We start from the raw sequence: 26,171 nt of genomic DNA, 5'->3' as shown, positions 1-26,171 counted from the left end.
ACTGTCTCTATCCTCTTACCTTGAACTTCGGTCCCAGTTTTTCCATTTTCTTTACGATGCCGCCGTATTCCAGTTCGCTGTAGGGGAGCATCGCCGCTCCGGAGAAGCCCTGCTGCCTGAGCTCGGTGGCCTTCCGTGAGACGTTGGTCCTGATGTAGTCCCAGTAGGGATGATCGAAGCAGTCGGCTGCCTCCGTCAGTTTGCCTTCGTGCACGCAGAAACCCATGGCGGCAACAACCGGCGGCCCGTCGAAGTAGGAGACGCTGGAGTTCATCTTGACGGGCATGAGGGGACCCGTGTGGCTTCCGCGCATGAAGCCGGCTACGTAGTGGCCGATGTTGAAGGGCGCGAGCACTTCGCCGGTGGCCGGGAAGGGGCCCTGGCAGCGAACGAGCATGACGGGGTCGTCCTTGCCGGTGTACTTCCCGGCGATATTGTGGAGCCGCGAGGTGCAGGCGGAAGCGGCGATCTCTCCGGTTTCGCGGGAATAGACGGATTCCACGACGTACCGTTCGTTGTCCCTGAGCAGGGCGGCGATATCGTACAGTTCTTCGGGGGCGTTGAGCTCGATGACCTTGTCGCCTTCGGTGTGCTCAACGTCCATGATGACGAACTTGAAGCCTTTCGCCATGTTCGGCGAGAGCATGAGGCCCGAATTATACATGGGGTCGCAGAACATGAGGTAGAGGGGCAGGTTGTAGGCCCCGGGGTCGGTCTTGTCCGCGGCAAACATGACGAAGGGTTCGTTCGGTCTTTCCTCGAATTCCATCTCCGCGACGGCAGGGCCCATGCCCTTGACGTTGCCCGAGAAAGAGTCCTTCAGAAGGTCCTGACCGGCGCCGTAGAGTCCCTGTTTCTTCGCCACCTCCGTACCCGCGATAAAGGCATCCCAGGCAAGCTTGTGGAGCTTTTCATAGCCCACCCCGTTCGTATGCGCAAAAAGTATCGCAACGTCGTCGCCGGTATGGCTTACGAAAAAGTCGCTCATGAGATCTTTGCCTTCGGACTCTACAAATTCTATTACCCGCTTGATCAGTTTCTTGCTCGGCTTGATATGCCCGCCGATGCTCCCGATATCAGCCTTGATAATGGATAATGTTGTCTTCATAACAACCTCCTGAAGTGTTTTTGGTAAAGTTTCATCGAACCTGTGTCCGTTATATCGAGACCCAGGGGTGTGACGGAAACAAAGCCCCTTTCTACGGCATAAAAATCGGTGCCGCGCTTGCGCTCGTATTTCTCACCATTGCCGCCTATCCAGTAGTATTTTCCGCCCCGTGGATCGACCCTTTCATGAACAATATCATTATATATTCTTTTTCCGAGCCTTGTCACGGAAAAACCTCTGAGGTTTTCGCGCGGAACGTTGGGAATATTGATGTTCACGACGGTGCTTTCGGGAAAGACCCCTTCCGTAAGCGTTTTGATCGCGGCGCACGCAACGGCCGCCGCATCATCGAAAAGAAATCCCTCGCGCGCGCAGACCGAGACAGCCATCGACGGGATGCCCAGAAAGGCTCCCTGCCTTGCCGCCGCCACGGTTCCTGAGTAATTCACGTCCTGGCCCATGTTCGGTCCCGTGTTTATCCCCGAGACGACAAAGTCCGGCCTTCGGGGAAGGACGACGCTGATGCCCAGAAGAACGCAGTCCGCAGGAGTTCCGTTCGTCCCGTATGCGCGGTGTGAGACCTGGCGGATCCTGAGGGGTTTGTGGAGGGTGACCGCGTGTGCCACGCACGTTCGTTCACGCTCGGGTGCAACCATATAGACTTCGTGTTGAGCCGACAGATGCCTGCCGAGGGTGACGATCCCCTTTGAATGGATACCGTCGTCGTTGGTAAGAAGAATGAGCAAGAAATACCCGGTCTTAAAAAATAAAATATCGGGGCGACGGGATTTGAACCTGCGGCCTCCTGCACCCCAAGCAGGTGCGCTAAACCATGCTGCGCTACGCCCCGATGGACATCAATATAACGGATAGTGCCCCAAAAGTCCACAGTTTTAGGCGCTCTGTTGCCTTCATCACTCGTTTCTATTGACTTTTCCCGCGTCCTTATCATAATATATGTAGTTTTTTTCAGAACTAAAGTTAAGGAGTATCACATGTATGCGATCATCGAGAACGGCGGGAAGCAGTATAAGATCGAAGAAGGTAAGAAAGTAAGGCTCGAAAAATTCGCTGGCAGCGAAGGCGACGAAGTGAAGATCGAAAACGTTCTTGCCGTCAATACCGGCGAGGCAACACTCATTGGGAGCCCCTATGTCTCGGGTGCGTATGTCAACGGAAAGGTTGTTGCACAGGCAAGAGACAAGAAGATCACCATCTTCAAATACAAGAGAAGGAAAGACTACAAGGTGAAAAGAGGCCACCGGCAGGCTTTCACGGAATTGCTTGTAGAAAAGATCATCGTGGAGGCATAACATGGCGCACAAGAAAGCAGGCGGTAGCTCACGCAACGGCAGGGACAGCAAGGGTCAGAGACTCGGCGTCAAGATGTATGGCGGTCAAGTGATCAAGGCCGGCAGCATCATTGTCAGGCAGCACGGAACGAAGATCCATCCCGGGCAGAATGTTGGCATCGGCAAGGACGACACCCTCTTTGCCTTGATAGACGGAATCGTGAAATTCGACACGGCAGGTGACAAGAGAAGGGCGCATGTTGTAGCTGTTTGATGAAGTTCATAGATGAAGCGACCATATATGTTGAGGCTGGAAAAGGTGGGAGTGGCTGTGTAAGTTTCCGACGAGAAAGGTTTATTCCGCGAGGCGGACCCGACGGCGGTGATGGCGGGAAGGGAGGAGACGTTATCATAGCAGGGAAGAAAGACCTCGCAAGCCTCCACGACTTCAAATACAAGCGCAACTACAAAGCTGAGAACGGAAAGGCCGGGGCAGGAAAGAAAAAGACCGGCAGGGAAGGCGGGGACGTCATAATAAGCGTGCCTCTCGGCACCGTCGTCTACGACCATGATACATCAGACCTTCTATTCCAGGTTCTCAGGGACGGCGAAACCCGTATTGCGGCTCTCGGCGGCAGAGGCGGCAGAGGGAACACGCGGTTCGTCACGCCGACCCATCGGGCCCCCACAAGGTTTGACACCGGCGAAGAAGGCCAGAAGCGCCATCTTTATCTTGATCTCAAGCTTCTTGCGGATGTCGGTCTCGTCGGCCATCCCAACGCGGGAAAGTCGACGCTGATCTCCCGTCTCACCCAGGCGAGACCGAAGGTCGGCGACTACCCCTTCACCACCCTCACGCCTGCCCTGGGGGTCCTCGATGACAACGAGAAGACCTTTGTCATTGCCGACATTCCAGGCATCATCGAGGGGGCGTCGAAGGGAAAAGGCCTGGGACTCGCCTTCCTGAAACACATTGAGAGAACGAATGCTCTTCTCATCGTTCTCGACCTTTCTTCCAGCGACGTGAAAGGAGACTATCAGACCCTCCTCGAAGAGCTGGGAAGCTATAGTGAGGCGATGCTGCAAAAGCGCAGGCTCGTGATACTGAACAAGGCCGACCTCGTGGGACGGGATGTGGCCGCCCGGTTGAGGTCGTACCTGAAAAGAAAGGGCGAGAAAGCAGTTGTTGTCAGCGCTCTTACCCTTGCGGGCATGGATGAACTGATCCTGGCGATCTCCGAAGGTATCGAGGCGCTGAGGCAGGGTCTCAACCAGGCGGGCTGAGCTATGAAGAAGCAAGGTACACACATGAACCGTCTCGTTATCAAGATAGGGACCTCTGTCCTGCTCGATGATGCAAAGAAGATCAGTACCGGCAAGATACGGGACATTGCCCGGCAGGTCAGGAAGGTGAAAGAGTCGGGCACGGATGTCATCATTGTTTCCTCGGGTGCGATCGGCTGCGGCATGGAGACCGTCGGCCTCGCCCGCAAGCCCAAGGAGATGGCAAAACGGCAGGCCCTGGCATCTATCGGCCAGGTCCTCCTCATGAAGATGTACCGGGAGAACTTCGAAAAGAAGGGCATGAAGGTGAGTCAGATACTTCTCACCCATGAAGACATAAAGAACAGGGCCCGCTGCCTCAACCTCACCAATACGCTGGACACCCTCCTGAAGATGGGTGTTGTCCCCGTGATCAACGAAAATGACGCCCTTTCCTTCACGGAAATAAAGTTCGGCGACAACGACAACCTTTCGGCGCTGATCGCACAGATCGCCACCGCCGACCTTCTTCTCATCCTCTCCGATGTGGAAGGGCTCTTCGACCGCGATCCCAACCGCTATCCCGACGCGAAGATGATCCCCGTCGTCCGCAAGATCGACGAGGACATAGAGGGCACCGCGGCACAGTCGGCGAGCGAGAAGAGCGTAGGGGGCATGGTGAGCAAGCTTGAGGCCGCCAAGAAGGCAGGCATGTACGGCATACCCACGCGTGTTGTTCTCGGCGACAGCAAGGACGTGATATTGCGGGTGGTCGAGGGGCGGCAGGTCGGGACGCTCTTTCTCCCGGGCCGAAAGCTCGCGCGCCGGAAATGGTGGACGGCCTTCGCCTTCAAATCCAAGGGTGTCATCTGGGTCGATGAAGGGGCCGCGCGCGCCGTTGTCGGTAACGGCAAGAGCCTTCTTCCCTCCGGGATCGTCAGGATCGACGGTCATTTCACGAGCGGCGATTGCGTCGAGATGAAGAACGCCTCGGGCACGATCCTGGCAAGGGGAATCGCGAACTATTCCTCCTCCGAGATGGAGAGGATCAAGGGCCTGAAAAGTCTTGATATCGAGAAAGAGCTTGGATATAAATACACGGAAGAAGTTGTCCATAGAGACAACATGGTGGTGATATGAAACCGGAAAAGCTGGCTCAAAAAGCAAAAGGGGCTTCGGATATCCTGGCCCATGCGTCTTCGGACGAGAAGAACGGGGTGCTGGAACGCCTCGCCCAGGCGCTCGAAAAGAACCAGGATTACCTCTATGAAGAGAATATGAAGGACGTAAAGGCCGCAGAAAAGGAAGGCCTGCCCGGGAGCCTCATCGACCGTCTTCGCATTGACGACAAGGTGGTCAGGGAGATGCAGGGGAGCTTGAGGGACGTTGTCGCGCTGCCGGACCCCGTGGGGGAGATCGTAAAGGTCTGGAAGAGGCCCAACAACCTTCTCGTGGGAAGGATGAGGATCCCCATCGGGGTCATTCTCATCATCTTTGAGTCTCGGCCCAACGTAACGATAGAAGCCTTTTCGCTGTGCCTGAAGAGCGGCAACTGCGTGATTCTGAAAGGCGGCTCCGAGGCGTATCATTCCAACAAGGCCCTCTACCGGCTTATCGTGGATACCCTTGAGGGATCGAAGATCCCGCCCGATGCCGTCCAGTTCGTCGAAACATCAGACCGCGAATACATCTACAAGCTTCTCGAAAGAGAAGAGGAGATAGACCTCGTCATCCCCCGCGGCGGCGAGGCCCTCATCCGCAGCATCGTGGAACGCTCCCGCATACCCGTCCTCAAGCATTACAAGGGCGTATGCCATATCTATGTCGATGACGAGGCCGATCAGGCGATGGCCGTCGGTGTGGCCGTCAATGCCAAGGTGCAGAAACCGGCGACATGCAACGCCCTCGAGACCCTCCTCGTCCACGAGAAGATCGCAAAGAGCTTTCTGCCGAAGGTTCACAAGGAACTCACCCGGCAGGGTGTCACGGTGAAGGGATGCGAGAAGACGGCGGCGGTGCTCGCAGGCATAAAAAAGGCGACGACCCAGGATTGGTCCATGGAATACCTCGATCTCACCCTGGCCGTCAGGGTCGTCCGGGACATGGATGAAGCCGTCGATCACATCAGGAAATACGGTTCGGGTCACACCGACGCGATCATAACGACGAATTACGGCAGGGCCTGGAAATTCCTCCGCGAGGTCAACTCCTCACTGGTGCTTGTCAACGCCTCGACACGGCTCAATGATGGTTTTCAACTCGGCCTCGGCGCGGAGATGGGTATCAGCACCACGAGGCTCCACGCCTTCGGGCCCATGGGCCTCGAAGAGCTTACGGTAACGAAGTTCCTCGCTTTCGGTGACGGCCAATTGAGAACGTAAGGACGATATTATGGCTATAGGCGTTTTTGGCGGAACTTTCAACCCGGTGCACATGGGGCATTTGCGTGTTGCCGAGGAGATCAGGGAGGATTTCGATCTCGCCAGCGTCTATTTCGTTCCGTCGCATGTCCCTCCCCACAAGGACGCCGGCACCGCCGGCCCTGCGGGGGAGCGTCTTAGGATGCTTAAGGCAGCGGTCAAAGGCAACGCCTTTTTCAGGGTCTCCGATCTCGAGATCAAAAGAGGCGGGATATCGTACACCATCGACACACTGAAGAAGCTGGAGCGGCGCTTTGACGAAATCTATTTCATTATTGGCGCCGACGCATTCAGGCAGATAGACACATGGTATCACTACGAAGAACTGTTCTACCATGCCGGTTTTATCGTCATGATGAGGCCGTCTTCGCCGCCTGCCGATATCCCCGGCATGCTGCCGGAGGGCGTGCGCAGGAAATTGACGGCCCTTGAGGGCAATGCCTGCCGCCATGAGTCAGGCAAAAAGATATACCTTCGCCCGGTGACGAAGATTGATGTTTCTTCGACGAAGGTGAGGAGTCTCCTCCGGGGCAACCGGTCCATCAAGTACCTTGTACCGCCCGGCGTGGAGAAGATAATAATTGAAAGGGGGTTGTACAGGTCCTGAATGAAAACCGATGAATTGGTAGAGGTATTTGGAAGGCTGGCAGACGACAAGAAGGCTATCGACGTTGTCATAATGGACTTGAGCGGTCTTACGGACATCGCCGACTATTTCGTGATCGCCAGCGGCACCAGCGAACGCCACGTAAGGACCATCGCGGATGGGATACGGGAAGGCATGAAACAGGAAGAAACGAAGCCCTCCGTCGTAGAAGGTTACGACCAGGGGCGATGGATCATCCTTGATTATCAGAATGTCATCGTCCACATCTTTCTTGGATCGCTCAGGGAACTTTACGACCTGGAAAGCCTGTGGATAGAGGCCAAGAGGCATAGGGTCAAGAAAGAAAATAAGAACATAGAGGTGGGGAATGAATAAAGAAACCGTTGAATTCTACCAGAAGAGACTTCTCAAGATGCGCGAGAATATCCTTAACAAGGCGAAAAAGCTGAAAGAGGATTCCTATAATCTCGGGACGGACGGGACCCAGGACATGGCCGATGCGGCAAGCAACACCTATAACGCCGATATCCTGATGAGTATAAGCGACAACGACCTTACCCTCCTCAAAGACATCGATAATTCCCTCGACAAATTGAACAAGGGAACCTACGGTATCTGCGAGGAATGCGAGGAGAAGATCAGCGAGAAAAGACTTGAAGCAAATCCCGTGGCACGGTATTGTATAACCTGTAAGCGACAAATGGAGGAGAAAGGGTTATAACGGATGCGGTATAAGATATTCTTTTTCGTTCTGGCGCTCTTTCTGGTCTTTTATTTTTACATTGCGCATCTGAACCCGGAAAATGTGAAGTTTTACTACGGAGGGGCGCGGCCGGTCGAACTGTCGCTGGCCGAGTTCATAATAGCGTCCTTCTGCCTCGGTGTTATCATATCGATCATTATCAGTTTCTTCTACGATGTGAAGACCACGATAGCGTCGTGGATGGCGAAGCGCTCCGAGCGTAAGAGCGAAGAATACCTTGAACTTCTCGAAAAGGCGCGGCATTACGACCTCAAGGGCGACCGGGACAAGGCCATAGAGCACCTGGACAAACTTTCGCGCACCAACCCCGGTCGGGAAGAAACATACATTGCCCTCGCCGACATTTACGTTTCCATGGAAGACTACGAGAAAGCAAGGGGGGCCCTCGATCTCGCGGAGGCAAGCATTGGGAAGGCGGAAAACGTCCTTTTCAAGAAGGTGAAGGTGAATATAGCCTCCAGGGATTTCAGCAAGAACGAAAGTGTGCTGAAAGACATACTCCTGATAAATGAATCGAGTCTCAAGGCGTTGAAGATGCTCCGGGACCTCTACATCTGGAAAAAAGACTGGGCCGGAGCCTATGATGTGGAATTGAAGATCAAGCGCCACGTCAAGACCGACGAAGAGGCGAGGCGGCTCATCGGTATCCGGTACGAAAAGGCATACACCCTCTTCAACGAGCGATTCTCCGAGAACGTGGACAAGATCATCGATGACCTCAAGGAGATCATAAGCGACGATAAGCGTTTCATACCCGCGTACATCCTCCTCGGGGAGGCATATAAGAAGGCAGGCAAGCTCAATGAGGCCGGGCGGATCTATGGAAGGGGCTACACAAAGACGGGCCATATCGAGTTCCTGTTGAAAATGGAAGACCTTTACATAGACAGGGGAGATCCGGGCGTCATTCTGAAGATCTACCAGAGGGTTCTCGACGTGTCCCCCGAGGATCACCTCATATCCTTTCTATACGCGCGGCTCTGCCTGCGGCTAGAGATGATCGACGAGGCCATTGATACGCTCAACACGCTCATCGCCGAGGGAGAAGACTTCAAGGGCCTCCATCGGGCGATGGCCGAGGCCTATATCCACCGGGGAGAGCTGGAAAACGCCGTCGAGGAGTTCCGTGGCGCCTTTCCGATAGAACAGCAGGTCTACATACCTTTTTTCTGCACCAAGTGCCAGGCCATAAAGGAGGAATGGAGCGACTTCTGCGAGAGCTGTTACAGCTGGAATACGATAAATGTGAAAAAAGAGGAATTCCTCCACGCCGACATGAACGAGTTGCGCACGCTTTACGATGAGGCAGAATGGACCCGAGGTGATTCACTATGATAGACGAGCTTCTGTTGTCGAATGACAACAAGGTTATTTTTCTTATTCTTGACGGTCTCGGAGACATTCCGAATCCCGCCTTCCATCTGAAGACTCCCCTTGAAGCCGCAAAAAAACCGAACATCGACGACCTTGCCATGAAAAGGGGTGTCCTCGGCAGGATCATACCTGTCGGTACGGGGATCACGCCAGGGAGCGGTCCGGGTCACCTGAGCCTTTTCGGATATGATCCCGTTGTTCACGAGATCGGCCGCGGCGTTCTCGAAGTCCTCGGCCTCAACATGGAATTGCGTGACGGCGACCTTGCGGCACGAGCCAATTTTTGCACCATCAGGGAAGGCCTCGTGACCGACCGGAGGGCCGGCCGGATCCCGACGGAAGAGACGGAGCGGCTTTGTTCCATGATCAGCTCCTCCATCAAGGAGGTCGAAGGCGCCGAGGTTATGATCAAACCGGGCAAATCCCACCGGTTTGCCGTCATATTCCGGGGCGCGGACCTCTCCGACAAGCTTACCGACGCCGATCCCCACAAGGATAACAAACCCTTCGTGCACGCCTCGGCGAAGGCGGCGGATGCCGAACGTGCGGCCCGGGTGGTGAACGGTTTCATGGACAGGGTCATGGAGCTCCTGAAGGCCGAGCCGGTGGCCAACGGCGCATTGCTTCGCGGCTTTTCCGGGAAACCGGAGATCAGACCCTTTACCGGGAAGTATGGCATGAAGGCCCTCGCTATCGCGACGTATCCCATGTACAGGGGGATCGCGAAAGTCCTCGGCATGGATGTCAAGGATGAACCGGGGAGCTACGACGAAGCCCTGGCCATACTGAAGAAGAATTACAGGGACTATCAATTCTTTTTCTTCCACGTGAAGGAAACGGACCTTGCCGGTGAAGATGGCAATTTCGAAGAAAAGGTAAAGGCGATAGAGAACGTTGACAGAATCCTTCCCGAGATATCCGGCCTCGATCCGAAGACGCTCGTTATCACCGGCGATCATTCGACGCCCTGTCAGCTGAAAGGGCACAGCTGGCATCCCGTACCCCTTCTTATCGTCACCGGAACAGGTGAAACGGACAGCCTTGCCTTTCATGAAAAGAACTGTGTTGTCGGGAGCGTAGGGACGATATACAGCAAAGAACTCATGCCTCTGGCCCTTGCCCATGGAGGGCGGCTCGACAAGTACGGTGCTTAGCCTTCTCAACTGCGCATTAGCCCTCTTTTACCCCGAATCCTGTGTTGTCTGCGGCGCAGACGGCAGTATCCTTTGTCCACGATGCATCGACGACCTTCGGTTCGTCAAGGAGACGGAAGTGTGTCCCATATGCGGCAGATGGCTGGGAAGGCGCATCCCATGTGCAGCCTGCAGCACGGCGGCTATGGGGTTTTCCCGGGGTGTCTACGGTTTCTATTACGAAGGAGCCCTGCGTGACGCGGTTCATGCCTTCAAGTTCAAGGGCAGGAAGGATGTCGGCAGGCAGCTTGTTCATATTGTCGCGGAGAAGATCCGTTCCCTCTGCGGCGCATTCGATAGCATAGTCCCCGTTCCCGTGTCGGAAAAAAGGCTTCGCGAAAGGGGCTTCAACCAATCCTACATCATTTGCGATGAGATATCAGCAATCACCGGCGGAGTTGTCGATCACCGGTCGCTCGCCAAGCGCGGCGGCACCCGCGACCAGTTCACCCTATCCAGGAAAGACCGCCGGAAGAACGTGAGAGGCGCCTTTTACGTGCGCGACAGGTCATCGGTCAAGGGTGGGCGCATCCTGCTCGTCGATGATCTCTTCACGACGGGATACACCGCCTCTGAGGCGGCGCGGACCCTGAAGGAGGCCGGCTGCGCCGACGTGGTCCTTTTCGCCCTTGCAAGGACACCGTGATGAAAAAGGTCTTTATCATCCTTTCCCTGTGTATTGTTGTCGTTCTCCTTGCGGTCTTCATTGCGGCATATAACCTGCCCGCCGTCGTGTCCCATGTCCTTACGCGATCGACGGGCGTGGGGGTCAGGGTTGAAAAGGCCGGTATTTCTTTCAGTGACGGCACCGTGGCCGTCACTCTGGGGAACATGCAGTTCAAGGGTCCCCTTTCGGGGAAAGTTGGCCAGGTGAGTGCCCGGATGTGGCTTTCGCGGGGGATATTCTTCGACAGGCTGACGATCAAGGATTTTGATATTGCCATTGGCAAGATCAAAATGGGGAGAGAGGCTTTCTCGACTTCCATAGGGCTTCTTGAGGTGAGCAACGGTGTCGTGACCGGCGAAGGCCGCAAGCTCGTCATAGGGTCGATCGTCGCCGAGAACATCAACACGAAAAAACCGCTTCGCTTTGTTGCATCCATCACCGATCCCGATCATGCCGGCAAGGTCAGGGTAGTGGGGGAGAGCGTCATAGAGAAGGACAAACACCGGGTCAAAGGATCCATCGAGGTCGACGCCTTCGGTCTCGAAAAGATCAACGGCATCCTGACCGGCACCGTCAATGGAAAGGGCGGGTTCACCTTCTATGAGGGGGTGCTGACGCTCACGGGGAGGTGTGATTCCCCGAAACTCACCATACGGGACACCTGGCTAAGGAAACCCCTCGTTGTCGAGAAGGTGACCGCGAGATCGACGATCACCTTGAAGGGGTCCGATGTCCACATAGCCGTTTACGATACGGCCTATCGGAATGCGCCCTTTACGATTGACGTAAATATGAAAGGCGCCCTTTTTTCCCGCATCGACATCACGTCCGGCCTCATTCCCATGAGCGCCGTGAGGGAATACCTGAAGGTGGATGGAGTTGGCTACGATATTTGGACCTATATCAAGGATGGGTTCCTGAAGATCAGGAAGATAACCTATGAAAAAAAGGCACCCTTTACCGCGCAGCTCGAATTGAAGAAAATGAAGGGAGAATATGAGGGCAAGACCCTGACGGACATCTCCGGTGTTTTGAACATCGTGGAGGACAAGGGAGCCTTCTCCGATGGAAAGGGTTCGTTCAGGGCGAGCACCTTTCATGATGTCAAGGGGACCATCGCTTTTGGTGAGAAACCTCGGATAAGGCTTGCCGGCGGGTACACCATCGACCTTCAGCACCTTGGCGAATTCGTGGACATGAGGGGTGTCGTGGTCCATAAAGGGAACGCCCAGGGGACGATCGAAGTGGACAGCGCAAAGGAAAAGGGTGTCAAACTGGGGGGCTCAGGAAGGGTAAACGGCGCGGAGCTTTCATGGAGAGGGCAGTTCTTTGGAGTGGACGGATCGTTCCGGCTGGCCGGACGGGAACTGATTTTCGATCCCGTCGTGGTGACAGGGAAGGAAACGAACGTTACCATGCGGGGGAAGTGGGGCCCGGACGGTCTCACAACCTCCCTGAAGGGCTACGTCGACTCGGCTCTTCCGGGAAGGATCAGGGCAAGACCGGGCAAGGTATCGGGAATGGCGCTCGTCGATGCCCAGGTCAGTGTGGCCGACGGGCAGATCGCAATGAGCGGGAACATCAACATGGATGATATCGCCTTCGGGGTTCCGGGGTTCATAAGAAAGACAAGGGGTGTCAACAGCAGGGCCATGGTAAAATTCGCTCGGAAGAAGACGGGCGATATAGTCGTCGATGACATTTCGGGCAATCTCGGTATAATCAATGTCCGCGCCTCGGGCGCTGTAAGCAAAGACGGCAGGATAGACAGCCGGGTCACGTTGCGCGCAAAGGATACGGGAAAGGCGGCGTCACTTTTCTACCTGAGCCGAGACCTCAGGGGCGGAGAGCTCTCCATCGAGCTTGCCGTCAAGGACCTTTTCTTCCCCATGACGAAGCTGCCCTGGGTTGTGGGTTCCGCCACCATGAAAAAGGGCTTCATGAAGATACCCGGTATTCCGAAGGTCCTCAGCAATATCGACCTCACCGCCGATTTTCGCGGTCACGAATTCGACGTTGTGGTAAGTGGATTAAAGACGGGCCAAAGCGTCCTGAAGAGAGCTTCCCTCAAGGTGAAGGGTTTCGAGCGGCCCAGGTTTGACCTTGTTGTCGGCATGGACAAGCTCAATACGGCGGATTTCAAGAGTGGCAAGAAGTTCAGGCTGCGCAGCATCGGGGAGAACGGCGTGCTTGCGCGTTCGAGTGGAAATGTATCGTTCCGGGCGAAGGAGATCGGTTTCGGCGACACCTCCGGCAGGGACCTCGAGATCAATGCCTTCATGGCGGACAGGAAGATAAACGTATCGGACTTCAAGCTGCGCATATTTGACGGCGAGACGGACGTAAAGGGCATGATCGACCTGTCCGGGGCAGTGCCCTCGCTGTACGGGAACGGAAGAATTGCCAGGGCGAAGGCCGGGCTCTTTTTTGGCGCTGTGGGAGGTGAATCCAAGGAGATATCGGGTGAGGCGTTCATTAACGGCACCCTCAGGACGGAGGGGACAACGGTGAAGGATTTCAAGGCCAATCTCGTCGGCGACACATCCGTTTACAGCAGGGACGGGGTCATCAAGAGATGGAAGCTCCTCTCCAGGATATTCGCCCTTCTGAACGTCTACGACCTCGTGAGGGGCAAGATCGACTTCGGTAAGGACGGGTTGACCTATAGCAAGCTGGGTGCTTCCCTTACCATCAACAAGGGGATATGCCACACGAAAAACTTTCTTCTCGACAGCTCCTCCATGGTCATAACCGGTGCCGGGGACATAGACATCAACAAGGAGACCATCGACGCGACGCTGGAAGTGTCGCCACTTGTGGCGCTCGACAGGACGATCGACAAGATCCCCATCGTGAGGAGCATCCTCAAGAACAAGAACAAGGGTTTTCTCTATGTCACCTACAAGGTATCAGGGCCATTCGACGATCCCGATATCGATACGAACTACGTGGGAACGGTGGGCACGAAATCACTGGAGATCCTGAGGAACATCCTCGTTTTTCCGAGAGAGGTCTTTGAGAAGAAATGAAGATCGGCATCATAGGTGCGGGAAAGGTCGGCATCTCCCTGGGATATGTTCTCAGGGGCAACGGGGTCGATGTCATTGCCATTGCTGACAGGCTCCCGTCGGCGCTGGAGACAGCACGAGGCTTTCTCGGCGCTGATATGCTCTTCACGACGGACGTCATGGAGGTCGTAGAAACCTGCACCACCGTGGCCATTGCCACGCAGGACAGGGTGATAGCCGGTGTTGCCCGCGGGATATTTGACGCGGCTGGCGATCTTGGGGGGAAACTCTTCTTCCACACCAGCGGCGCCGATCCCTCTTCGATACTCTCTCCCCTCGATGAGAAGGGCGCTCACCTGGGATCGCTTCACCCCCTTCAGACCTTTCCCGATATCGAAAGCGCCATCGACGTCCTCCCCGACACGAGCATATTCATCGAGGGGGACGAGAAAGCGCTGGCGGTACTGCGGGTCATCGCCGGGAACCTGGGTGCCAGGGTCTATACCATCGCGGGAAAGGACAAGGTGTTCTACCATCTTGCCGCTGTGTTCGTCTGCAATCTCCTTTCCGCCCTCATGTACTCCGGGACGGGCGTCATGGACAGGATAGATGCCGGTCTTGAACCCTTCCTCCCCATCATACGGGCGACCATGAAGAACATAGAGAACAAGGGCCCCCTTGCGGCCCTGACGGGTCCCATTGTTCGGGGAGACGACAAGACCGTCCGTTCCCATCTTGCCGCCATGAAGGACATGGCGCTGCACAAGGAGATCTACCTGGCGCTTTCGAAGATGGCCCTGGAGATGGCGAAAGAAAGGAAGACCCTGAGCGAAGCCGAAGCCGAAGCGCTGCGCCGCGCACTGGAAGGTACGGAGGAAGCCTGAAGCGCTGATCTCACGCCCGTTCGTTTCTCGCTCAAGCTCGCAGAGGACGCAGAGAAAGGCGTCCGCCTGACGCCGGAGCCTCCCGTGATCAGGCGGCATTCTCGCCGTACCCTTCGACTGGAGAGAAAAGGATATGTCCTTCCCCATTCCCACAAGCAAAAACAAGGCCCAAAGGAACCAACCTGCCTTTATGGGTCCCGCAGGAAAAGAAATTCCCCCTTTGTCCTCTTTGAAAAGTAATAGAAAGAATAAAATCCCTTTGCCCCGGTGTGGGGAGGGTAAACAAATCGAAAATAGTGTGCCATAATAGTCTTAAAAGGATCAGTTTCGTGTCGGTCGGGAGTTCTGGATAGAAAGGATAATAGAAAGGATAACCTGAAAAAGGGAGGAGTTCGGCATGATCAAGAGAACAATTAGTGTTAACGGTTCCAATCGAACGGTGATTGCCCAGGCGGACGAGTCTCTGGCGAATGTTCTTCGCGGTCAGCTCGGATTGACAGGGACCAAGGTCGGCTGCGGGCAGGGTGAGTGCGGCGCGTGCAACGTGATCATGGACGATAAGCTGGTCCGCTCCTGCATCACGAAGATGTCGAGGGTGCCCGAAGGGGCCCGTGTAACCACCATCGAGGGGATAGGCGCGCCTGGCAGTCTCCACCCCCTGCAGCTTGCGTGGATCATCCACGGCGGCGCCCAGTGCGGTTTCTGCACGCCGGGATTCATCGTCTCGGCGAGAGTCCTCCTGGCTCAGAACCCGAATCCCACCCGGGAGCAGGTCCGCGAATGGTTCAGTGGTCACCGCAACGCCTGCCGCTGTACCGGATATAAACCCATAGTCGACGCGGTGATGGACGCCGCGAAGGTGCTCCGCGGCGAGATGGATGCCTCGGAGCTTCTCTTCAGGATGCCCGCCGACGGCGAAATATGGGGCAGCAAGTACCCGAGGCCATCGGCGGTTGCCAAGGTGACGGGCGCCCTCGATTACGGCGACGACCTGGGGCTGAAGATGCCCGCCGACACCCTCCACCTGGCTCTTGTCCAGGCAAAGGTGTCTCATGCCAACATCAAGGGCATCGATATTTCGGAGGCCGAAAAGATGCCCGGGGTCTTCAAGGTGGTTACCCACAGGGATGTGAAGGGCAAGAACCGGATCACCGGCCTCATTACTTTTCCCACCAATGCCGGCGATGGTTGGGACCGCCCTATCCTGTGCGACGACAAGGTGTACCAGTATGGGGACGCCATCGCGATTGTCTGTGCCGATACTCAAGGCGCGGCTGAAGCGGCCGCCGTGAAGGTCAAGGTCGACCTCGAGGAGCTGCCGGCCTACATGAGTGCGCCCGCCGCCATGGCGGAGGACGCCATAGAGATCCATCCCGGCACTCCGAACATCTATTTCAGGATCCCCATCATAAAGGGGGAGGACACGGCGCCCATCATGTCCACGGCGGCGCACGTGGTGGAAGGGGAATACTACCTGCAGCGCCAGCCCCATATGACGATGGAAACGGATGTCGGCCTCGCGTACTACGACGATGAAGGCCGGTTGACCATCCACTCCAAGAGCATCGGCATCCATCTCCATCACGCGATGATCGCCCCCGGGCTCGGTGTTGAGCCGGAAAAGCTGCGCCTCATCCAGAACCCCTCGGGAGGCACCTTCGGATACAAGTTCAGTCCCACCATGGAGGCCCTCCTCGGGGCGGCCTGCATGGCCACGAATCGCCCCGTCTTCCTCCGCTACAATTATTACCAGCACATCACTTACACCGGCAAGCGCTCGCCCTTCTGGATGAAGGTCAAGTACGGGGCCGACAAGGACGGCAAGCTCCTCGCCATGGAGAGCGATTGGAGCGTCGATCATGGGCCTTATTCGGAATTCGGGGACCTCGTGACCATGCGGGGGGCCCAGTTCATCGGCGCCGGCTATGGCATCCCCAATATCCGGGGCGAGGGAAGGACGGTCTGCACCAACCACGCATGGGGAAGCGCCTTCCGGGCTTACGGTTCACCGCAGAGCTTCTTTGCCGGCGAGAGCCTGATGGATGAGCTGGCGGCGAAGATGGGAGAGGACCCCCTGGAACTGCGGGCCCGCAATGTCTACCGGCCGGGAGACACGACTCCGACAGGCCAGACGCCGGAGGTCCTCTGTTTTGCGGATATGATCGACAAACTGCGCCCGCTGTACCAGGAGGCCAGAAAGAAGGCCAGAGCGGGCTCCAGCGATGATATCAAGAGAGGCGTGGGGATATCGCTCGGCATTTACGGCTGCGGTCTTGACGGGCCGGACAGTTCCGAGATGCGCGTTGAATTGAACCCGGACAACACCGTGACGGTCTTCAATGCCTGGGAAGACCACGGCCAGGGGGCCGACATGGGAACCCTGGGCACGGCCCACAAGGCGTTGAGGCCCCTGGGACTGACTCCGGAACAGATCCACCTCGTGATGAACGATACGGCCCTGACGCCCAACTCAGGTCCCGCCGGGGGCAGCCGTTCCCAGGTGATGACGGGCAACGCGATCAAGAACGGCTGTGAGCTCCTCCTCGCTGCCATGCGCAAGCCCGACGGCACCTATCGCACCTACGAGGAGATGGTCGCGGAAAAGATGGCGCTTTCCTACTCCGGCGTCTGGACCGCCTCCATGTGCACCGCCTGCTCGCTGGAAACGGCCCAGGGAGCACCTTTCCCTGTTTACATGTACGGTATGTTCATGGCCGAGGTGGCCGTCGATGCGAAGACTGGAAAAACGGCAGTCGAAGGCTTCACCGTCATGGCCGATGTCGGTAAGATCAACAACAAACTGGTCGTCGATGGTCAGATCTATGGAGGTGTCGCCCAGGGCATCGGCCTTGCCCTCACGGAAGACTTTGAGGACCTGAAGAAACATACCTCCCTTCACGCCTGCGGATTGCCTTACTCGAAAGACATCCCCGATAAGATCGATATCCATTATATGGAGACTTTCCGTGAAAACGGGCCTTTCGGGGCCGCAGGGGCGGGCGAGCTTCCCCTGACCTCGTCCCATGTGGCCGTCATCAACGCTATTTACGATGCCACGGGGGTGCGCATCAGGCATCTTCCGGCCCTGCCGGAAAAGGTCCTGACCGGGCTCAAGGCCGGGAAGTAGAAAGGGTCGGGAGAAACGATCGTGATGCACTGTGAAACGTAAATATTAAGACCGGACCCGAGGGGCGGGGAGGTTTGCGGAACTCCTGGCCCCCCGGGTCCTCAAATGCTATCACTATGGACCAACAAGAACTGCGTCGGCGGGAAGACCAATGCATCCAGGACGAGCTCCCCTGGTGTGCCGCCGCCTGTCCCCTGCACATCGATGTCCGCGCCTTCGTCGGGCATCTGGCTCGGTCGGACCGGAAGGAGGCGCTGGGGACGCTGCGCAGGACAATGCCTTTGCCCAACATCCTGGGACGCATCTGTGATGCCCCCTGTGAGGAGCACTGCAAGAGGTCCGAGGCGGGGGAGGCCATTCGGATAGGCGCCCTGGAGCGCTATTGCGTGTGCCAGGGTTCGGAACCCCAGAAGCTTCTTCCTCTGCCCCCGCGGGGAAAACGCATTGCCATAGCCGGCAGCGGATTGAGCAGTCTGGCGGCGGCCTGGGATTGCCTGCGCAAAGGGTATGGCGTCTGCATTTTCGAACCGGGGAAAAGACCGGGTGGATCGCTGGCGGAGGGTTATCCGGATCTATTGCCCTGGAAGGTCATCGAAGATGAAATAGCTTTCCTGGTGAAACTCGGGATGGAGATCCAGCCGGGCGCCGCTGCGGATGGGCCTGGTTTCCTGGACAATTGTCTCCAATCCTTCGGAGCCGTGTATGTGGGATTGGATTCCTTGCGCGCGGGACCGTGGGGCCTGGAAGAGGATGATACGGGAAGCATCCGTGTCGACCCCGGGACGCAAGGGACGAGCCGCGAAGGCGTTTTTGCGGGCGGGCTGCCCCGCGGCGGCCGGATATCGCCTGTCTGGCAGGCGGCCGAAGGCCGCTTCGCCGCGAATTCCATGGACCGTTATCTCCAGAGGGTGTCTCTCACCGCGGGACGGGAAAAGGAAGGCCCCCTGCCGACACGTCTCTTCGCCGGTATCACCGATGTTATACCCCTGCCGGCCATAGAGGCGTCGGACCCTCCGAAGGGCTATACGAGCGAGGAGGCCCTCCACGAGGCGCGCCGGTGCCTTCAATGCCAGTGCCTGGAATGCGTCAAGGTCTGTGTCTACCTGGAACGGTTCGGAGCGTACCCCAGGAAATACACGCGGGAGATCTATAACAACGAATCCATTGTCAGGGGTGCGCATCAGGCGAACAAGCTCATCAATTCCTGCAGTCTCTGCGGACTCTGTGAGGCGGTCTGCCCCGAAGGCTTTGCCATGCAGGACCTTTGTCGTGAGGCACGGGAAAGCATGGTCGAGAGGGGCAAGATGCCTCCGTCTGCTCATGAGTTCGCCCTGCAGGATATGGCCTTCAGCTTAAGCGACCGCTTTGCCCTCGCCCGCCATGGACCCGGCCTGAAGGCGAGCGCCCAGGCCTTTTTCCCGGGGTGCCAGCTTTCGGGCTCTCAACCGGACAAGGTCATCGCCGTCTATGAGTACCTGCGGTCCAGGCTTACGGGAGGGGTGGGGCTCATGCTGGGATGCTGCGGGGCGCCGGCCTGGTGGGCCGGCTCCAGGGAGCAGTTCGCCTCCTGTCTCGAAGCGGTCATGGGGCAATGGAGCAGCCTGGGCGGGCCGAAACTGATATTTGCCTGCTCCACCTGCCTTCGGATCTTCAAGGACCACCTGCCGGAGGTCGCGGTGACCTCTCTATGGACGGTGCTCGACGAGATGGAGGGACCAATACCGCCCGGGACCTCCCGCGAACCATCCCTCGTCCTTCACGATCCCTGCACCACGAGGTCCGAACCGGGTATTCAGACATCGGTCCGGCATATACTGGGCCGGCTGGGAGTCCGCGTCGGGGAACTCGAACTCGGCCGGGCGAGGACCGAGTGCTGCGGCTTCGGAGGGCTTCAGCAGAATGCCAACCCGGAGATGGCCCGCGAGACGGCGCGCGTGAGGGCCCGCAGAAGCGAAGAGGATTACCTGGCCTACTGCGCCATGTGCCGGGACAGGCTGGCATCGGCGGGCAAACGGGTCCTCCACGTTCTGGACCTTCTCTTTCCGGACCCGCGGGTGCCCGATCCGGCGGCCCTCAAAGACCCAGGCTGGTCGCGCAGGCAGGAGAATCGCTCCCGCCTCAAAGACCGTTTCCTCGAAGATCTCTGGTCGGAGCCGCTGATGAGGACCGCCGAGCACCGGAAGATAAAGCTGGAGATAGAACCTGAGGTGCGGGTCCTGCTGGAGGAGCGGCGCATCCTGGACGAGGACCTGCGGAAGGTGATCCATCATGCCGAGATGAGCGGCGAAAAGTTCTTTCATCCCGAGACGGGCCGTTTCAAGGCCGCCTTCAGGCCCCGCAAGGTCACCTTCTGGGTTGAGTACGGCAGGGGCGCCGAAGGGTTCGTTGTCTACAATGCTTACAGTCATCGCATGGAGCTGAGGGTCTCATGAAGAGCGAGGAGACGGTGAGGGACGAATTGAAGTGGCAGTGTGAACGATGCCGGTGCGATATTGTATCGGGACCGGTCACCGTGGAATACATGGGAAACCGTTTCACCACCGATCTGCCCCATTGCCCCTCCTGCGGTATGGTCCTCGTCTCCGAGGAAACAGCCCTCGGCAAGATGGCCCAGGTGGAGCAGATGCTGGAAGACAAGTGAAGGAGGCCTTACCGGTTGTCTTTTCCCCGTTGCCGTGCTACAGATTAGGGGGGACTTCGTTCAACACGTTGATATGGGGGGCTGCATGACGAATGAAAGACTTACCCGGCTTTTCTCTCCCGCCTCCGTCGCGGTCATCGGGGCATCCAACAGCTTTGACAAGCTCGGCTATCACGTGATGAAGAGCCTTGTCGGCAATTACCGGGGAAAGATATTTCCCATTAATCCAAAGGGCGAGAAGATCTGGGGCCTCATATCGTACCCTTCGCTGGAAGCGATACCGGGGGAGGTCGACCTGGCGGTCATCGCCGTGCCCGCCCGCGCGGTGCCGGAAACACTTCACGCGTGCGGGCGCAAGGGCGTAAGCGGGGTGGTGCTGATCACGGCGGGCTTCAAGGAGATCGAGGACCCCGGCGGCGGCGCCCTGGAAGAAGAGATCAGGGAGATAGCGGGGCGGTACGGTTTGCCCATCATCGGGCCGAATACCTTCGGTTTCGTCAACCTGAGTTCCGCGGTGAACGCGTCCTTCACATCCGAGTTCTCACGCATCGAAAAAGGCGGTGTCGCCCTCATAAGCCAGAGCGGGGGCATCTGCCATCTCTGCGGTTTTCTCGCGATCGAGCAGAGGGTGGCTATGTCGAAGCTCATGAGCCTCGGCAACCGCTGCAACGTCGACTTCCCCGAGCTTCTCACGCATCTCGTTGAGACCGACGACACAACGCGGGTGGTGGCCCTGTATATAGAGGGGCTTGACGAGCCGAGGAAGCTTCTCGATGCCGCGAGGTCGCTTCGCGGGAAGAAGCCCATCATCGCGCTGAAGGCGGGTAAGAGCGAAAAGGGCGACAGCGCGAGCCGGTTCCACACCGGTTCCCTTGCCGGGAACCACGCGATCTGGAAAGGCGCCCTTCGCCAGGCGGGGATCCTGGAGGTCGCCACGGCGGAAGAGCTTCTCGATGCGGCAAAAGCCATCGATTCATGTCCCTTGCCGGGAGGAACCCGCATAGCCGTGCTGTCCGGCCAGGCGGGTCCGGGGATGATCGCCTCCGATGCCCTCGAGCCGTGCGGGCTCAGGCTGTCGGAATTTTCAGAGGCCACCCAGCGGAGGATCAACGACCTTCTGCCTCCCATCGCCATCCGCTCCAATCCCGTGGATATGGGGCCTGCATGGTACAATCCCGGAAATATCATCGAGATCCTGAAGACGGTGCTCGACGACGAACAGACGGATGGCGTCATCTTCCTTGCCATGTATGCGTCGGCCAACCTGAAGCTGGCAGAGGGGATGGTTGAATATATGAAGGCCGTGGACCCTTTTCGAAAACCTGTCATTGCCTGCTTCACCGCTCCTCCCGGCATATGGGACGAGCCTATAAAGGCGCTTGACCGCAGCAAAGGGGCAGCGATCCTTCCCACGCCCGAACGGGCTGTGAATGCCATGGCCAACCTGTGGAAGGTCAGACTGTTAACGAAAGGGACGGGGTGAGAACGTGGGAGCATTGATACTCTCGGTAGATGCCATAACATTCCTTGAAGAACAGGGGTTCCCCGTCCTGAAAAGTTGTCTGGCAAAGAACGAGGACGAGGCCGCAGACAAGGCGGGGGAGATAGGTTTTCCGGTGACGCTGAAGCTTTCGTCTCCGGACGTGATACACAAGACGGAAGCGAGCGGCATACGCGTTTCTCTCAAGGACGAAACCGCGGTGAGAGAAGCATTCAGGGAGATCGTCGGAAGCTTTGCCTCGGACACATCCAGGAGACTCGACGGGGTTATGGTGCAGGAACAAGGCGGCGGTATCGAGGTGATCGTGGGGATGCTCAGCGATCCACAGTTCGGACCCGTTCTGATGTTCGGACTGGGAGGCATCTTTGTGGAGGCGATGAAAGACGTTTCCTTCAGATTGGTCCCGCTGGGACCTTCCGATGCGAAGGATATGCTGGAAGAACTGAAGGGGTGCGAAGTGCTGAAGAACCCTCGAAATGGTTCCGTCGATCTCGCGGCGATCGAGAGTTTTCTCTTCCGGATCTCAACGTTTCTTGCAGACCGTCCCGAAATACGGGAAATGGATCTAAACCCCGTATTTGTCTCCTCTCATGGTATCCGGATCTGTGACGCCAGGATAAAGATACAGTGAGACCCCGAGCCTGACGGTGTCAGTTGGATGCGATCACCGGGGACGGGGGGACATCCCTCGCATCTTCACATGAGATGCCTTTTGGAAATCTCAGGGTTTCAGGATGTCACTCTCCAACGATCTCTATCTCGTTTGATAAGGTCTTGGTTGGCATTTGTTCAAATGGTCTTCTGCAGAAATCAAATCGAATTCTGTATCGACCCGCTTCCAATCCCGCGGGCAGCGTTGCCCGGATCGATCGCGACGCGTTCCTGTCATTGACCATGACGCACTCTTCTTCGCCCCGGCCTTGAATTGTCAGCACCGCCGCGTCATTCTTTCCTTCACCATCCTTGACCAATGCGGCTGTCTTGCGGATCCCGAATGGAAAATCACTCAAGGAAGTGAGGAGGAAGCGGACCTTCTCTCCTTGCCTGTAGCGATCATATTCGGTTGACAGGTAGAGTTTGCGGTTGAATTCACTTTCCCTCGTGCCGGTCTTAGACGTTGCCGCCTCCCAGAAGCGGGGCTTTCCGGAATCGAGGTGAATGCTCTTGCCTCCGTAATGGCCGACTCCGCAGCAATTCTCCTTGCGAATAGCCTCCCACAGGACCTTGCCGCCTATCCCCTCCAGGTAGAAATCCAGGGCCATGCCGTCCATATGAGTGCTCGTCCTTGCCACGTTGCCGCCGGACTTCTTCAGCTTCTGGTTATAGGCAGGGCTCCTGTAGCCTGAAATGAGATGGATCATCTTACCGGGAGCGACCTTGTCAGAGAAATAATCCAGTAAGATGAGAAGCCTTAGAGAGATATGCTCTCCCTTCCGACCGTCGGAAAAACCAAACACCCCGTCGATTGCATCGAGAGCCTTTTCATTGAACCTGCCGTCGGCATCAAAAAGATTCACCGTCGCTTCTCGTCCATTGTGCTCATTCCGTATGCTTATCGTGCCGTCCCCCGTCCGAAAGAAACGCACAGGGTCCGATGATGACGTGCCAGGACAAGGGAAGAGTATGATCAGTGAAACGGCGATCAACAAAGACCGGTACATGAGCTGAAAGAGCGAGGGCAATATTCTGGAGGGATTCATGCAGAATTATAATAGGCCGCCAGAGGATATGCAACCCATATAAATGCCGCAAGGCGAAGCTTTGGGGGCGCCCTTCTGAGGTTTGCGGCGGGTTGCGGGGCGCGTGGCCTTATCCCCCCCCCGTGCAGTCAGACGCATCGGTCCCGGTCACTTTTGTGCCCGGTCCGCGTTCCCCGAAAGCGCAACGGGTCCCGTGATCCTTAAGCTAATATCTGCCCGGGGATACTATTCTTCTTGCTTCGTGAAAGCTTCGATCTCACATTGCCATTTCGGCTTTCAGGAAGGAATGAGCAATTCGCCCTCTAGTTTCTCTGAAATGTACATGATCGCTCACCCCTCGGGATATAATTGTTGGGGTCACATCTTATAGGTTTTTGTATTATCTTTACAAGGTTTTTTGACACGATCTCAACTTCAATCAGCGCTTCACCAAAGCAATTGTAATCTTTCTGATGTTCACCCGGTGGACATGTATTTGCGATATAATTGTATTTCAATATGAGTCCATCCACCTGCTTGGATTCATACCTTGCCTCTGGTACGCTGGTTAAAGAAAATCCTGTTTTGGTGTTTACCCAACCGTCTCTGTTGGGATAGACATTTTTAAAATCGATAAGGTGTAAGCCGCAATTTCCCCTTACTTGCCAGATCTGCTTGTTTGAAAGAGAGATCAACACGCCTATAACATCCGGAACGGAGAGTACCTGTTCAGCCTTGTATTCATGACGTTGCGCCTTTTCAGGCATCGTTTCGGCGAATGCTAAAGGGATCCATGTAAAAAATATCACCAGGCTGATCAAACAACCAATTTGTCTGTAGTGCATTTGCCGTATTGCTCCCCTCCTGCTCCCTAACGATCGAATTGCCAGTTCAGGTCATCAATGGCATCCACCACCATACCGGTCCCTGTCGCGATGAGCAGGATATCCTGCGCCACGCGCACAAAACGGTGCTTTGACGGCGGCGGTCCCAGTTGCACGAGGACGCTCTGCGGGAGATTGTAGAAGACGACATCCCTCGGCAGCGGCCGTCCGACCACCCATTTCTTCGCCTGTCCGGGCGGCATGCAACCATTGTGCTTTTTGGCAAGACCCGGCGGGCAGTGGCCTTTTTTATACTGTTGCCCATAATAATCGTGAATGTGAACCCGCTGTTGTTCAGTGAAGTAGCGATGTCCCTTCCCATCAGGACCCTTTTTGTCCTGGGATTTCCCGCGGTCAGGGCCCCCTTTCCCATCATACCTTTCCTGGGTCTCCTTGGACTTGCCCTTATCTTGCGTGTCACCACCTGCCCAGGGGGGCTTCTTAGCCAGCACCGGACCAGCGGCAAGAACTCCGGCCAACAAGAAAACCAGTGCCAAAGTCATTGGCAAATAAAAGCGCTTCATTATTACCTCCCGTCGATATATAAGAATGTGCTCTTTATCAGTATATCAGCTAAACTGAGCTTGCCGGAATAAAACGAAACGCAAATTCCCGCACTATATTAAGTAAAATCCAAAATATACGTATGGCGCAACTGCATCCTATCACCATGTCCGGTTGAAATAAAGTCCCCTCCGGCTCCCACAGACGTTCATATAGTTGGTCGACGCCGTCTGGCCGAGACGCGAAGCGCATGAACTTATCCCCGAGCAGCCACGCTCCGGCTCCCACCCGTTACGCGCCTTCGGCTCGTTCGATGCTCATTGCGGACAGAGGTGGGTGCAAAACCGGGGCAGGTAGCGTTCGTTAATAAGTAAATAACTCAATCCCTCAGATTCCCTTCCCGCTATTCTCCAGGGCGCTGCGCCGAGCAGGGACATTGGCAGGAGAAAGAGGTTGAAGCTCTCCTGAAAAAAGTCACTTATGTTTTACCGAACGTCCCCTTGTCACCCCCTGGACGATCTGAGTTTCTTACCTTCAGAAGAAGGTCACCGATGTTCTTTTCATTGCTATCTTTTACCTGGATGCGAGGCTTTCCATTCTCGCTGTTCTTTTAACTTTTGCTCTATTTTTTGGTTACGTTGTTCCACTACTTTTATGGAGTGGTCAAGGGCTGCGTTTATCCCTGTTCCTACTGCTAAAGCTACACCGCCTGCAGGACTCACCGCACCTAAAGCGCCGGCAGTTGTATAACCTACAATTTCCTTTCCGGCGCCTCTCAGTTTTAGCGGTTTTTGGCTGGAGGATACGAGCATTTCTTTATAAACACCGAGCCTGGCACGCTCTTCAATAATGGAGGTTCTCTGGTTCTGATAGATACCGATAACTTCATCGATATCCTTTATAATACCGTCATACGTCTTGATGGAATCACTTAAGTATTCAATTTGTTCCTCGGGAGACAGTATGGTTTGATCTGCCCATTGCTTTTCTTCCGCATAAGCCATGGACACCACCAAGACCAACAGCACGGTAAACAGCAAGATCATCGTCTTCTTCATTTCATCCTCCTCTTTTCTGCCCGCAACGAACAGATAACTTGATTATACAAATGAGGTTCATCTACCCTCTACTCCTGATGTCAATATACATACCACTCTGATATTGTACTGTACAAATGTCAACAAGATTCAAGGAAGGTAACTATTGCCAGTGGAAAGATGAAATAGATCAATCTTCGTGAAAAACTCTCTTACAGG

The 26,171-nt window shown here is 56.2% G+C and carries 24 protein-coding genes and 1 tRNA gene; 18 read left to right on the top strand and 7 right to left on the bottom strand.

Annotation, left to right across the window (positions count from 1 at the left end):
- Window positions 1–7: 7 nt before the first annotated feature.
- From fbp to PHC90_08880, 3 genes are all read right to left on the bottom strand, one after another.
- Window positions 8–1,108, bottom strand: a complete 1,101-nt coding sequence (gene fbp / locus PHC90_08890; GenBank protein ID MDD3846464.1) for a fructose-1,6-bisphosphate aldolase/phosphatase — start codon at window positions 1,106–1,108, stop codon at window positions 8–10.
- Complete coding sequence (surE, locus tag PHC90_08885; GenBank protein MDD3846463.1) at window positions 1,105–1,854, bottom strand: 5'/3'-nucleotidase SurE; 750 nt, start codon at window positions 1,852–1,854, stop codon at window positions 1,105–1,107. The genes fbp and surE overlap by 4 nt, the downstream gene beginning before the upstream one ends.
- A 28-nt stretch (window positions 1,855–1,882) precedes the next feature.
- Window positions 1,883–1,958, bottom strand: a tRNA-Pro gene (locus tag PHC90_08880).
- 145 nt (window positions 1,959–2,103) lie between these two features.
- Between PHC90_08880 and rplU the strand changes: the two genes are divergently transcribed.
- The 18 genes from rplU (at window position 2,104) to PHC90_08790 (ending at window position 22,479) form a co-directional block, all read left to right on the top strand.
- A complete protein-coding gene (gene rplU / locus PHC90_08875; protein MDD3846462.1) occupies window positions 2,104–2,421 on the top strand; it encodes a 50S ribosomal protein L21 in 318 nt (105 codons plus the stop codon).
- Window position 2,422: 1 nt separating this feature from the next.
- Window positions 2,423–2,674 (top strand): 50S ribosomal protein L27, encoded by a 252-nt coding sequence (gene rpmA, locus PHC90_08870; protein MDD3846461.1) that lies wholly within the window; start codon window positions 2,423–2,425, stop codon window positions 2,672–2,674.
- Window positions 2,674–3,684, top strand: a complete 1,011-nt coding sequence (gene obgE / locus PHC90_08865) for a GTPase ObgE (GenBank protein ID MDD3846460.1) — start codon at window positions 2,674–2,676, stop codon at window positions 3,682–3,684. Before rpmA ends, obgE begins: the two co-directional genes overlap by 1 nt.
- Window positions 3,685–3,687: 3 nt before the next feature.
- The gene (gene proB, locus PHC90_08860) at window positions 3,688–4,803 is read left to right on the top strand and encodes a glutamate 5-kinase (GenBank protein MDD3846459.1); all 1,116 of its coding nucleotides are present in this window, start codon (window positions 3,688–3,690) and stop codon (window positions 4,801–4,803) included.
- Window positions 4,800–6,044 carry a glutamate-5-semialdehyde dehydrogenase gene (locus PHC90_08855; GenBank protein MDD3846458.1) on the top strand — a complete coding sequence of 415 codons (1,245 nt, stop codon included), beginning with the start codon at window positions 4,800–4,802 and terminating at the stop codon, window positions 6,042–6,044. The genes proB and PHC90_08855 overlap by 4 nt, the downstream gene beginning before the upstream one ends.
- Window positions 6,045–6,054: 10 nt before the next feature.
- Window positions 6,055–6,690 (top strand): nicotinate-nucleotide adenylyltransferase, encoded by a 636-nt coding sequence (gene nadD, locus PHC90_08850; protein MDD3846457.1) that lies wholly within the window; start codon window positions 6,055–6,057, stop codon window positions 6,688–6,690.
- Window positions 6,691–7,065, top strand: a complete 375-nt coding sequence (rsfS, locus tag PHC90_08845; GenBank protein ID MDD3846456.1) for a ribosome silencing factor — start codon at window positions 6,691–6,693, stop codon at window positions 7,063–7,065. It begins immediately after the preceding gene.
- Window positions 7,058–7,411 (top strand): TraR/DksA family transcriptional regulator, encoded by a 354-nt coding sequence (locus tag PHC90_08840; protein ID MDD3846455.1) that lies wholly within the window; start codon window positions 7,058–7,060, stop codon window positions 7,409–7,411. The genes rsfS and PHC90_08840 overlap by 8 nt, the downstream gene beginning before the upstream one ends.
- Window positions 7,412–7,414: 3 nt before the next feature.
- On the top strand, window positions 7,415–8,788 hold the full coding sequence (locus tag PHC90_08835; protein MDD3846454.1) for a tetratricopeptide repeat protein: 1,374 nt from the start codon (window positions 7,415–7,417) through the stop codon (window positions 8,786–8,788).
- The gene (locus PHC90_08830; protein MDD3846453.1) at window positions 8,785–9,981 is read left to right on the top strand and encodes a 2,3-bisphosphoglycerate-independent phosphoglycerate mutase; all 1,197 of its coding nucleotides are present in this window, start codon (window positions 8,785–8,787) and stop codon (window positions 9,979–9,981) included. The genes PHC90_08835 and PHC90_08830 overlap by 4 nt, the downstream gene beginning before the upstream one ends.
- The gene (locus PHC90_08825) at window positions 9,974–10,666 is read left to right on the top strand and encodes a ComF family protein (GenBank protein MDD3846452.1); all 693 of its coding nucleotides are present in this window, start codon (window positions 9,974–9,976) and stop codon (window positions 10,664–10,666) included. Before PHC90_08830 ends, PHC90_08825 begins: the two co-directional genes overlap by 8 nt.
- Complete coding sequence (locus PHC90_08820; protein ID MDD3846451.1) at window positions 10,666–13,716, top strand: AsmA-like C-terminal region-containing protein; 3,051 nt, start codon at window positions 10,666–10,668, stop codon at window positions 13,714–13,716. Before PHC90_08825 ends, PHC90_08820 begins: the two co-directional genes overlap by 1 nt.
- Window positions 13,713–14,579 (top strand): DUF2520 domain-containing protein, encoded by an 867-nt coding sequence (locus tag PHC90_08815; protein ID MDD3846450.1) that lies wholly within the window; start codon window positions 13,713–13,715, stop codon window positions 14,577–14,579. Before PHC90_08820 ends, PHC90_08815 begins: the two co-directional genes overlap by 4 nt.
- Before the next feature lie 397 nt (window positions 14,580–14,976).
- On the top strand, window positions 14,977–17,706 hold the full coding sequence (locus PHC90_08810) for a molybdopterin-dependent oxidoreductase (protein ID MDD3846449.1): 2,730 nt from the start codon (window positions 14,977–14,979) through the stop codon (window positions 17,704–17,706).
- Between the two features lie 116 nt (window positions 17,707–17,822).
- Complete coding sequence (locus tag PHC90_08805; protein ID MDD3846448.1) at window positions 17,823–20,138, top strand: 4Fe-4S dicluster domain-containing protein; 2,316 nt, start codon at window positions 17,823–17,825, stop codon at window positions 20,136–20,138.
- Complete coding sequence (locus PHC90_08800; protein ID MDD3846447.1) at window positions 20,135–20,347, top strand: hypothetical protein; 213 nt, start codon at window positions 20,135–20,137, stop codon at window positions 20,345–20,347. The genes PHC90_08805 and PHC90_08800 overlap by 4 nt, the downstream gene beginning before the upstream one ends.
- A gap of 85 nt (window positions 20,348–20,432) precedes the next feature.
- Window positions 20,433–21,830, top strand: coding sequence for a CoA-binding protein (locus PHC90_08795; GenBank protein MDD3846446.1), 1,398 nt, complete (start codon window positions 20,433–20,435; stop codon window positions 21,828–21,830).
- A 4-nt stretch (window positions 21,831–21,834) separates the two neighbouring features.
- Window positions 21,835–22,479 (top strand): acetate--CoA ligase family protein, encoded by a 645-nt coding sequence (locus PHC90_08790; protein ID MDD3846445.1) that lies wholly within the window; start codon window positions 21,835–21,837, stop codon window positions 22,477–22,479.
- Between the two features lie 106 nt (window positions 22,480–22,585).
- On the opposite strand, the gene PHC90_08785 is transcribed toward PHC90_08790, so the two are convergent.
- From PHC90_08785 to PHC90_08770, 4 genes are all read right to left on the bottom strand, one after another.
- Entirely contained in the window at window positions 22,586–23,509 is a 924-nt protein-coding gene (locus tag PHC90_08785; GenBank protein ID MDD3846444.1) for a DUF882 domain-containing protein, read from the bottom strand.
- A gap of 341 nt (window positions 23,510–23,850) precedes the next feature.
- Window positions 23,851–24,294, bottom strand: coding sequence for a hypothetical protein (locus PHC90_08780; protein MDD3846443.1), 444 nt, complete (start codon window positions 24,292–24,294; stop codon window positions 23,851–23,853).
- A 104-nt stretch (window positions 24,295–24,398) separates the two neighbouring features.
- Complete coding sequence (locus tag PHC90_08775; GenBank protein ID MDD3846442.1) at window positions 24,399–24,935, bottom strand: hypothetical protein; 537 nt, start codon at window positions 24,933–24,935, stop codon at window positions 24,399–24,401.
- A gap of 546 nt (window positions 24,936–25,481) precedes the next feature.
- On the bottom strand, window positions 25,482–25,973 hold the full coding sequence (locus tag PHC90_08770) for a hypothetical protein (protein ID MDD3846441.1): 492 nt from the start codon (window positions 25,971–25,973) through the stop codon (window positions 25,482–25,484).
- Between the last annotated feature and the right edge of the window lie 198 nt (window positions 25,974–26,171).

This window comes from Syntrophorhabdaceae bacterium (assembly GCA_028698615.1).
Lineage (GTDB): Bacteria > Desulfobacterota > Syntrophorhabdia > Syntrophorhabdales > Syntrophorhabdaceae > Delta-02.
The sequence above is the reverse complement of the archived record's forward strand: the minus strand, read 5'-3'. Positions and strand labels throughout refer to the sequence as shown.

Bases quoted from the DNA above. Each gene is read 5' to 3' on its own strand.
- fbp (MDD3846464.1), bottom strand. From the start codon at position 1,108: ATGAAGACAACATTATCCATTATCAAGGCTGATATCGGGAGCATCGGC.
- rplU (MDD3846462.1), top strand. From the start codon at position 2,104: ATGTATGCGATCATCGAGAACGGCGGGAAGCAGTATAAGATCGAAGAA.
- rpmA (MDD3846461.1), top strand. From the start codon at position 2,423: ATGGCGCACAAGAAAGCAGGCGGTAGCTCACGCAACGGCAGGGACAGC.
- obgE (MDD3846460.1), top strand. From the start codon at position 2,674: ATGAAGTTCATAGATGAAGCGACCATATATGTTGAGGCTGGAAAAGGT.
- proB (MDD3846459.1), top strand. From the start codon at position 3,688: ATGAAGAAGCAAGGTACACACATGAACCGTCTCGTTATCAAGATAGGG.
- PHC90_08855 (MDD3846458.1), top strand. From the start codon at position 4,800: ATGAAACCGGAAAAGCTGGCTCAAAAAGCAAAAGGGGCTTCGGATATC.
- nadD (MDD3846457.1), top strand. From the start codon at position 6,055: ATGGCTATAGGCGTTTTTGGCGGAACTTTCAACCCGGTGCACATGGGG.
- rsfS (MDD3846456.1), top strand. From the start codon at position 6,691: ATGAAAACCGATGAATTGGTAGAGGTATTTGGAAGGCTGGCAGACGAC.
- PHC90_08840 (MDD3846455.1), top strand. From the start codon at position 7,058: ATGAATAAAGAAACCGTTGAATTCTACCAGAAGAGACTTCTCAAGATG.
- PHC90_08835 (MDD3846454.1), top strand. From the start codon at position 7,415: ATGCGGTATAAGATATTCTTTTTCGTTCTGGCGCTCTTTCTGGTCTTT.
- PHC90_08830 (MDD3846453.1), top strand. From the start codon at position 8,785: ATGATAGACGAGCTTCTGTTGTCGAATGACAACAAGGTTATTTTTCTT.
- PHC90_08820 (MDD3846451.1), top strand. From the start codon at position 10,666: ATGAAAAAGGTCTTTATCATCCTTTCCCTGTGTATTGTTGTCGTTCTC.
- PHC90_08815 (MDD3846450.1), top strand. From the start codon at position 13,713: ATGAAGATCGGCATCATAGGTGCGGGAAAGGTCGGCATCTCCCTGGGA.
- PHC90_08810 (MDD3846449.1), top strand. From the start codon at position 14,977: ATGATCAAGAGAACAATTAGTGTTAACGGTTCCAATCGAACGGTGATT.
- PHC90_08805 (MDD3846448.1), top strand. From the start codon at position 17,823: ATGGACCAACAAGAACTGCGTCGGCGGGAAGACCAATGCATCCAGGAC.
- PHC90_08800 (MDD3846447.1), top strand. From the start codon at position 20,135: ATGAAGAGCGAGGAGACGGTGAGGGACGAATTGAAGTGGCAGTGTGAA.
- PHC90_08795 (MDD3846446.1), top strand. From the start codon at position 20,433: ATGACGAATGAAAGACTTACCCGGCTTTTCTCTCCCGCCTCCGTCGCG.
- PHC90_08785 (MDD3846444.1), bottom strand. From the start codon at position 23,509: ATGTACCGGTCTTTGTTGATCGCCGTTTCACTGATCATACTCTTCCCT.
- PHC90_08780 (MDD3846443.1), bottom strand. From the start codon at position 24,294: ATGCCTGAAAAGGCGCAACGTCATGAATACAAGGCTGAACAGGTACTC.
- PHC90_08775 (MDD3846442.1), bottom strand. From the start codon at position 24,935: ATGAAGCGCTTTTATTTGCCAATGACTTTGGCACTGGTTTTCTTGTTG.
- PHC90_08770 (MDD3846441.1), bottom strand. From the start codon at position 25,973: ATGAAGAAGACGATGATCTTGCTGTTTACCGTGCTGTTGGTCTTGGTG.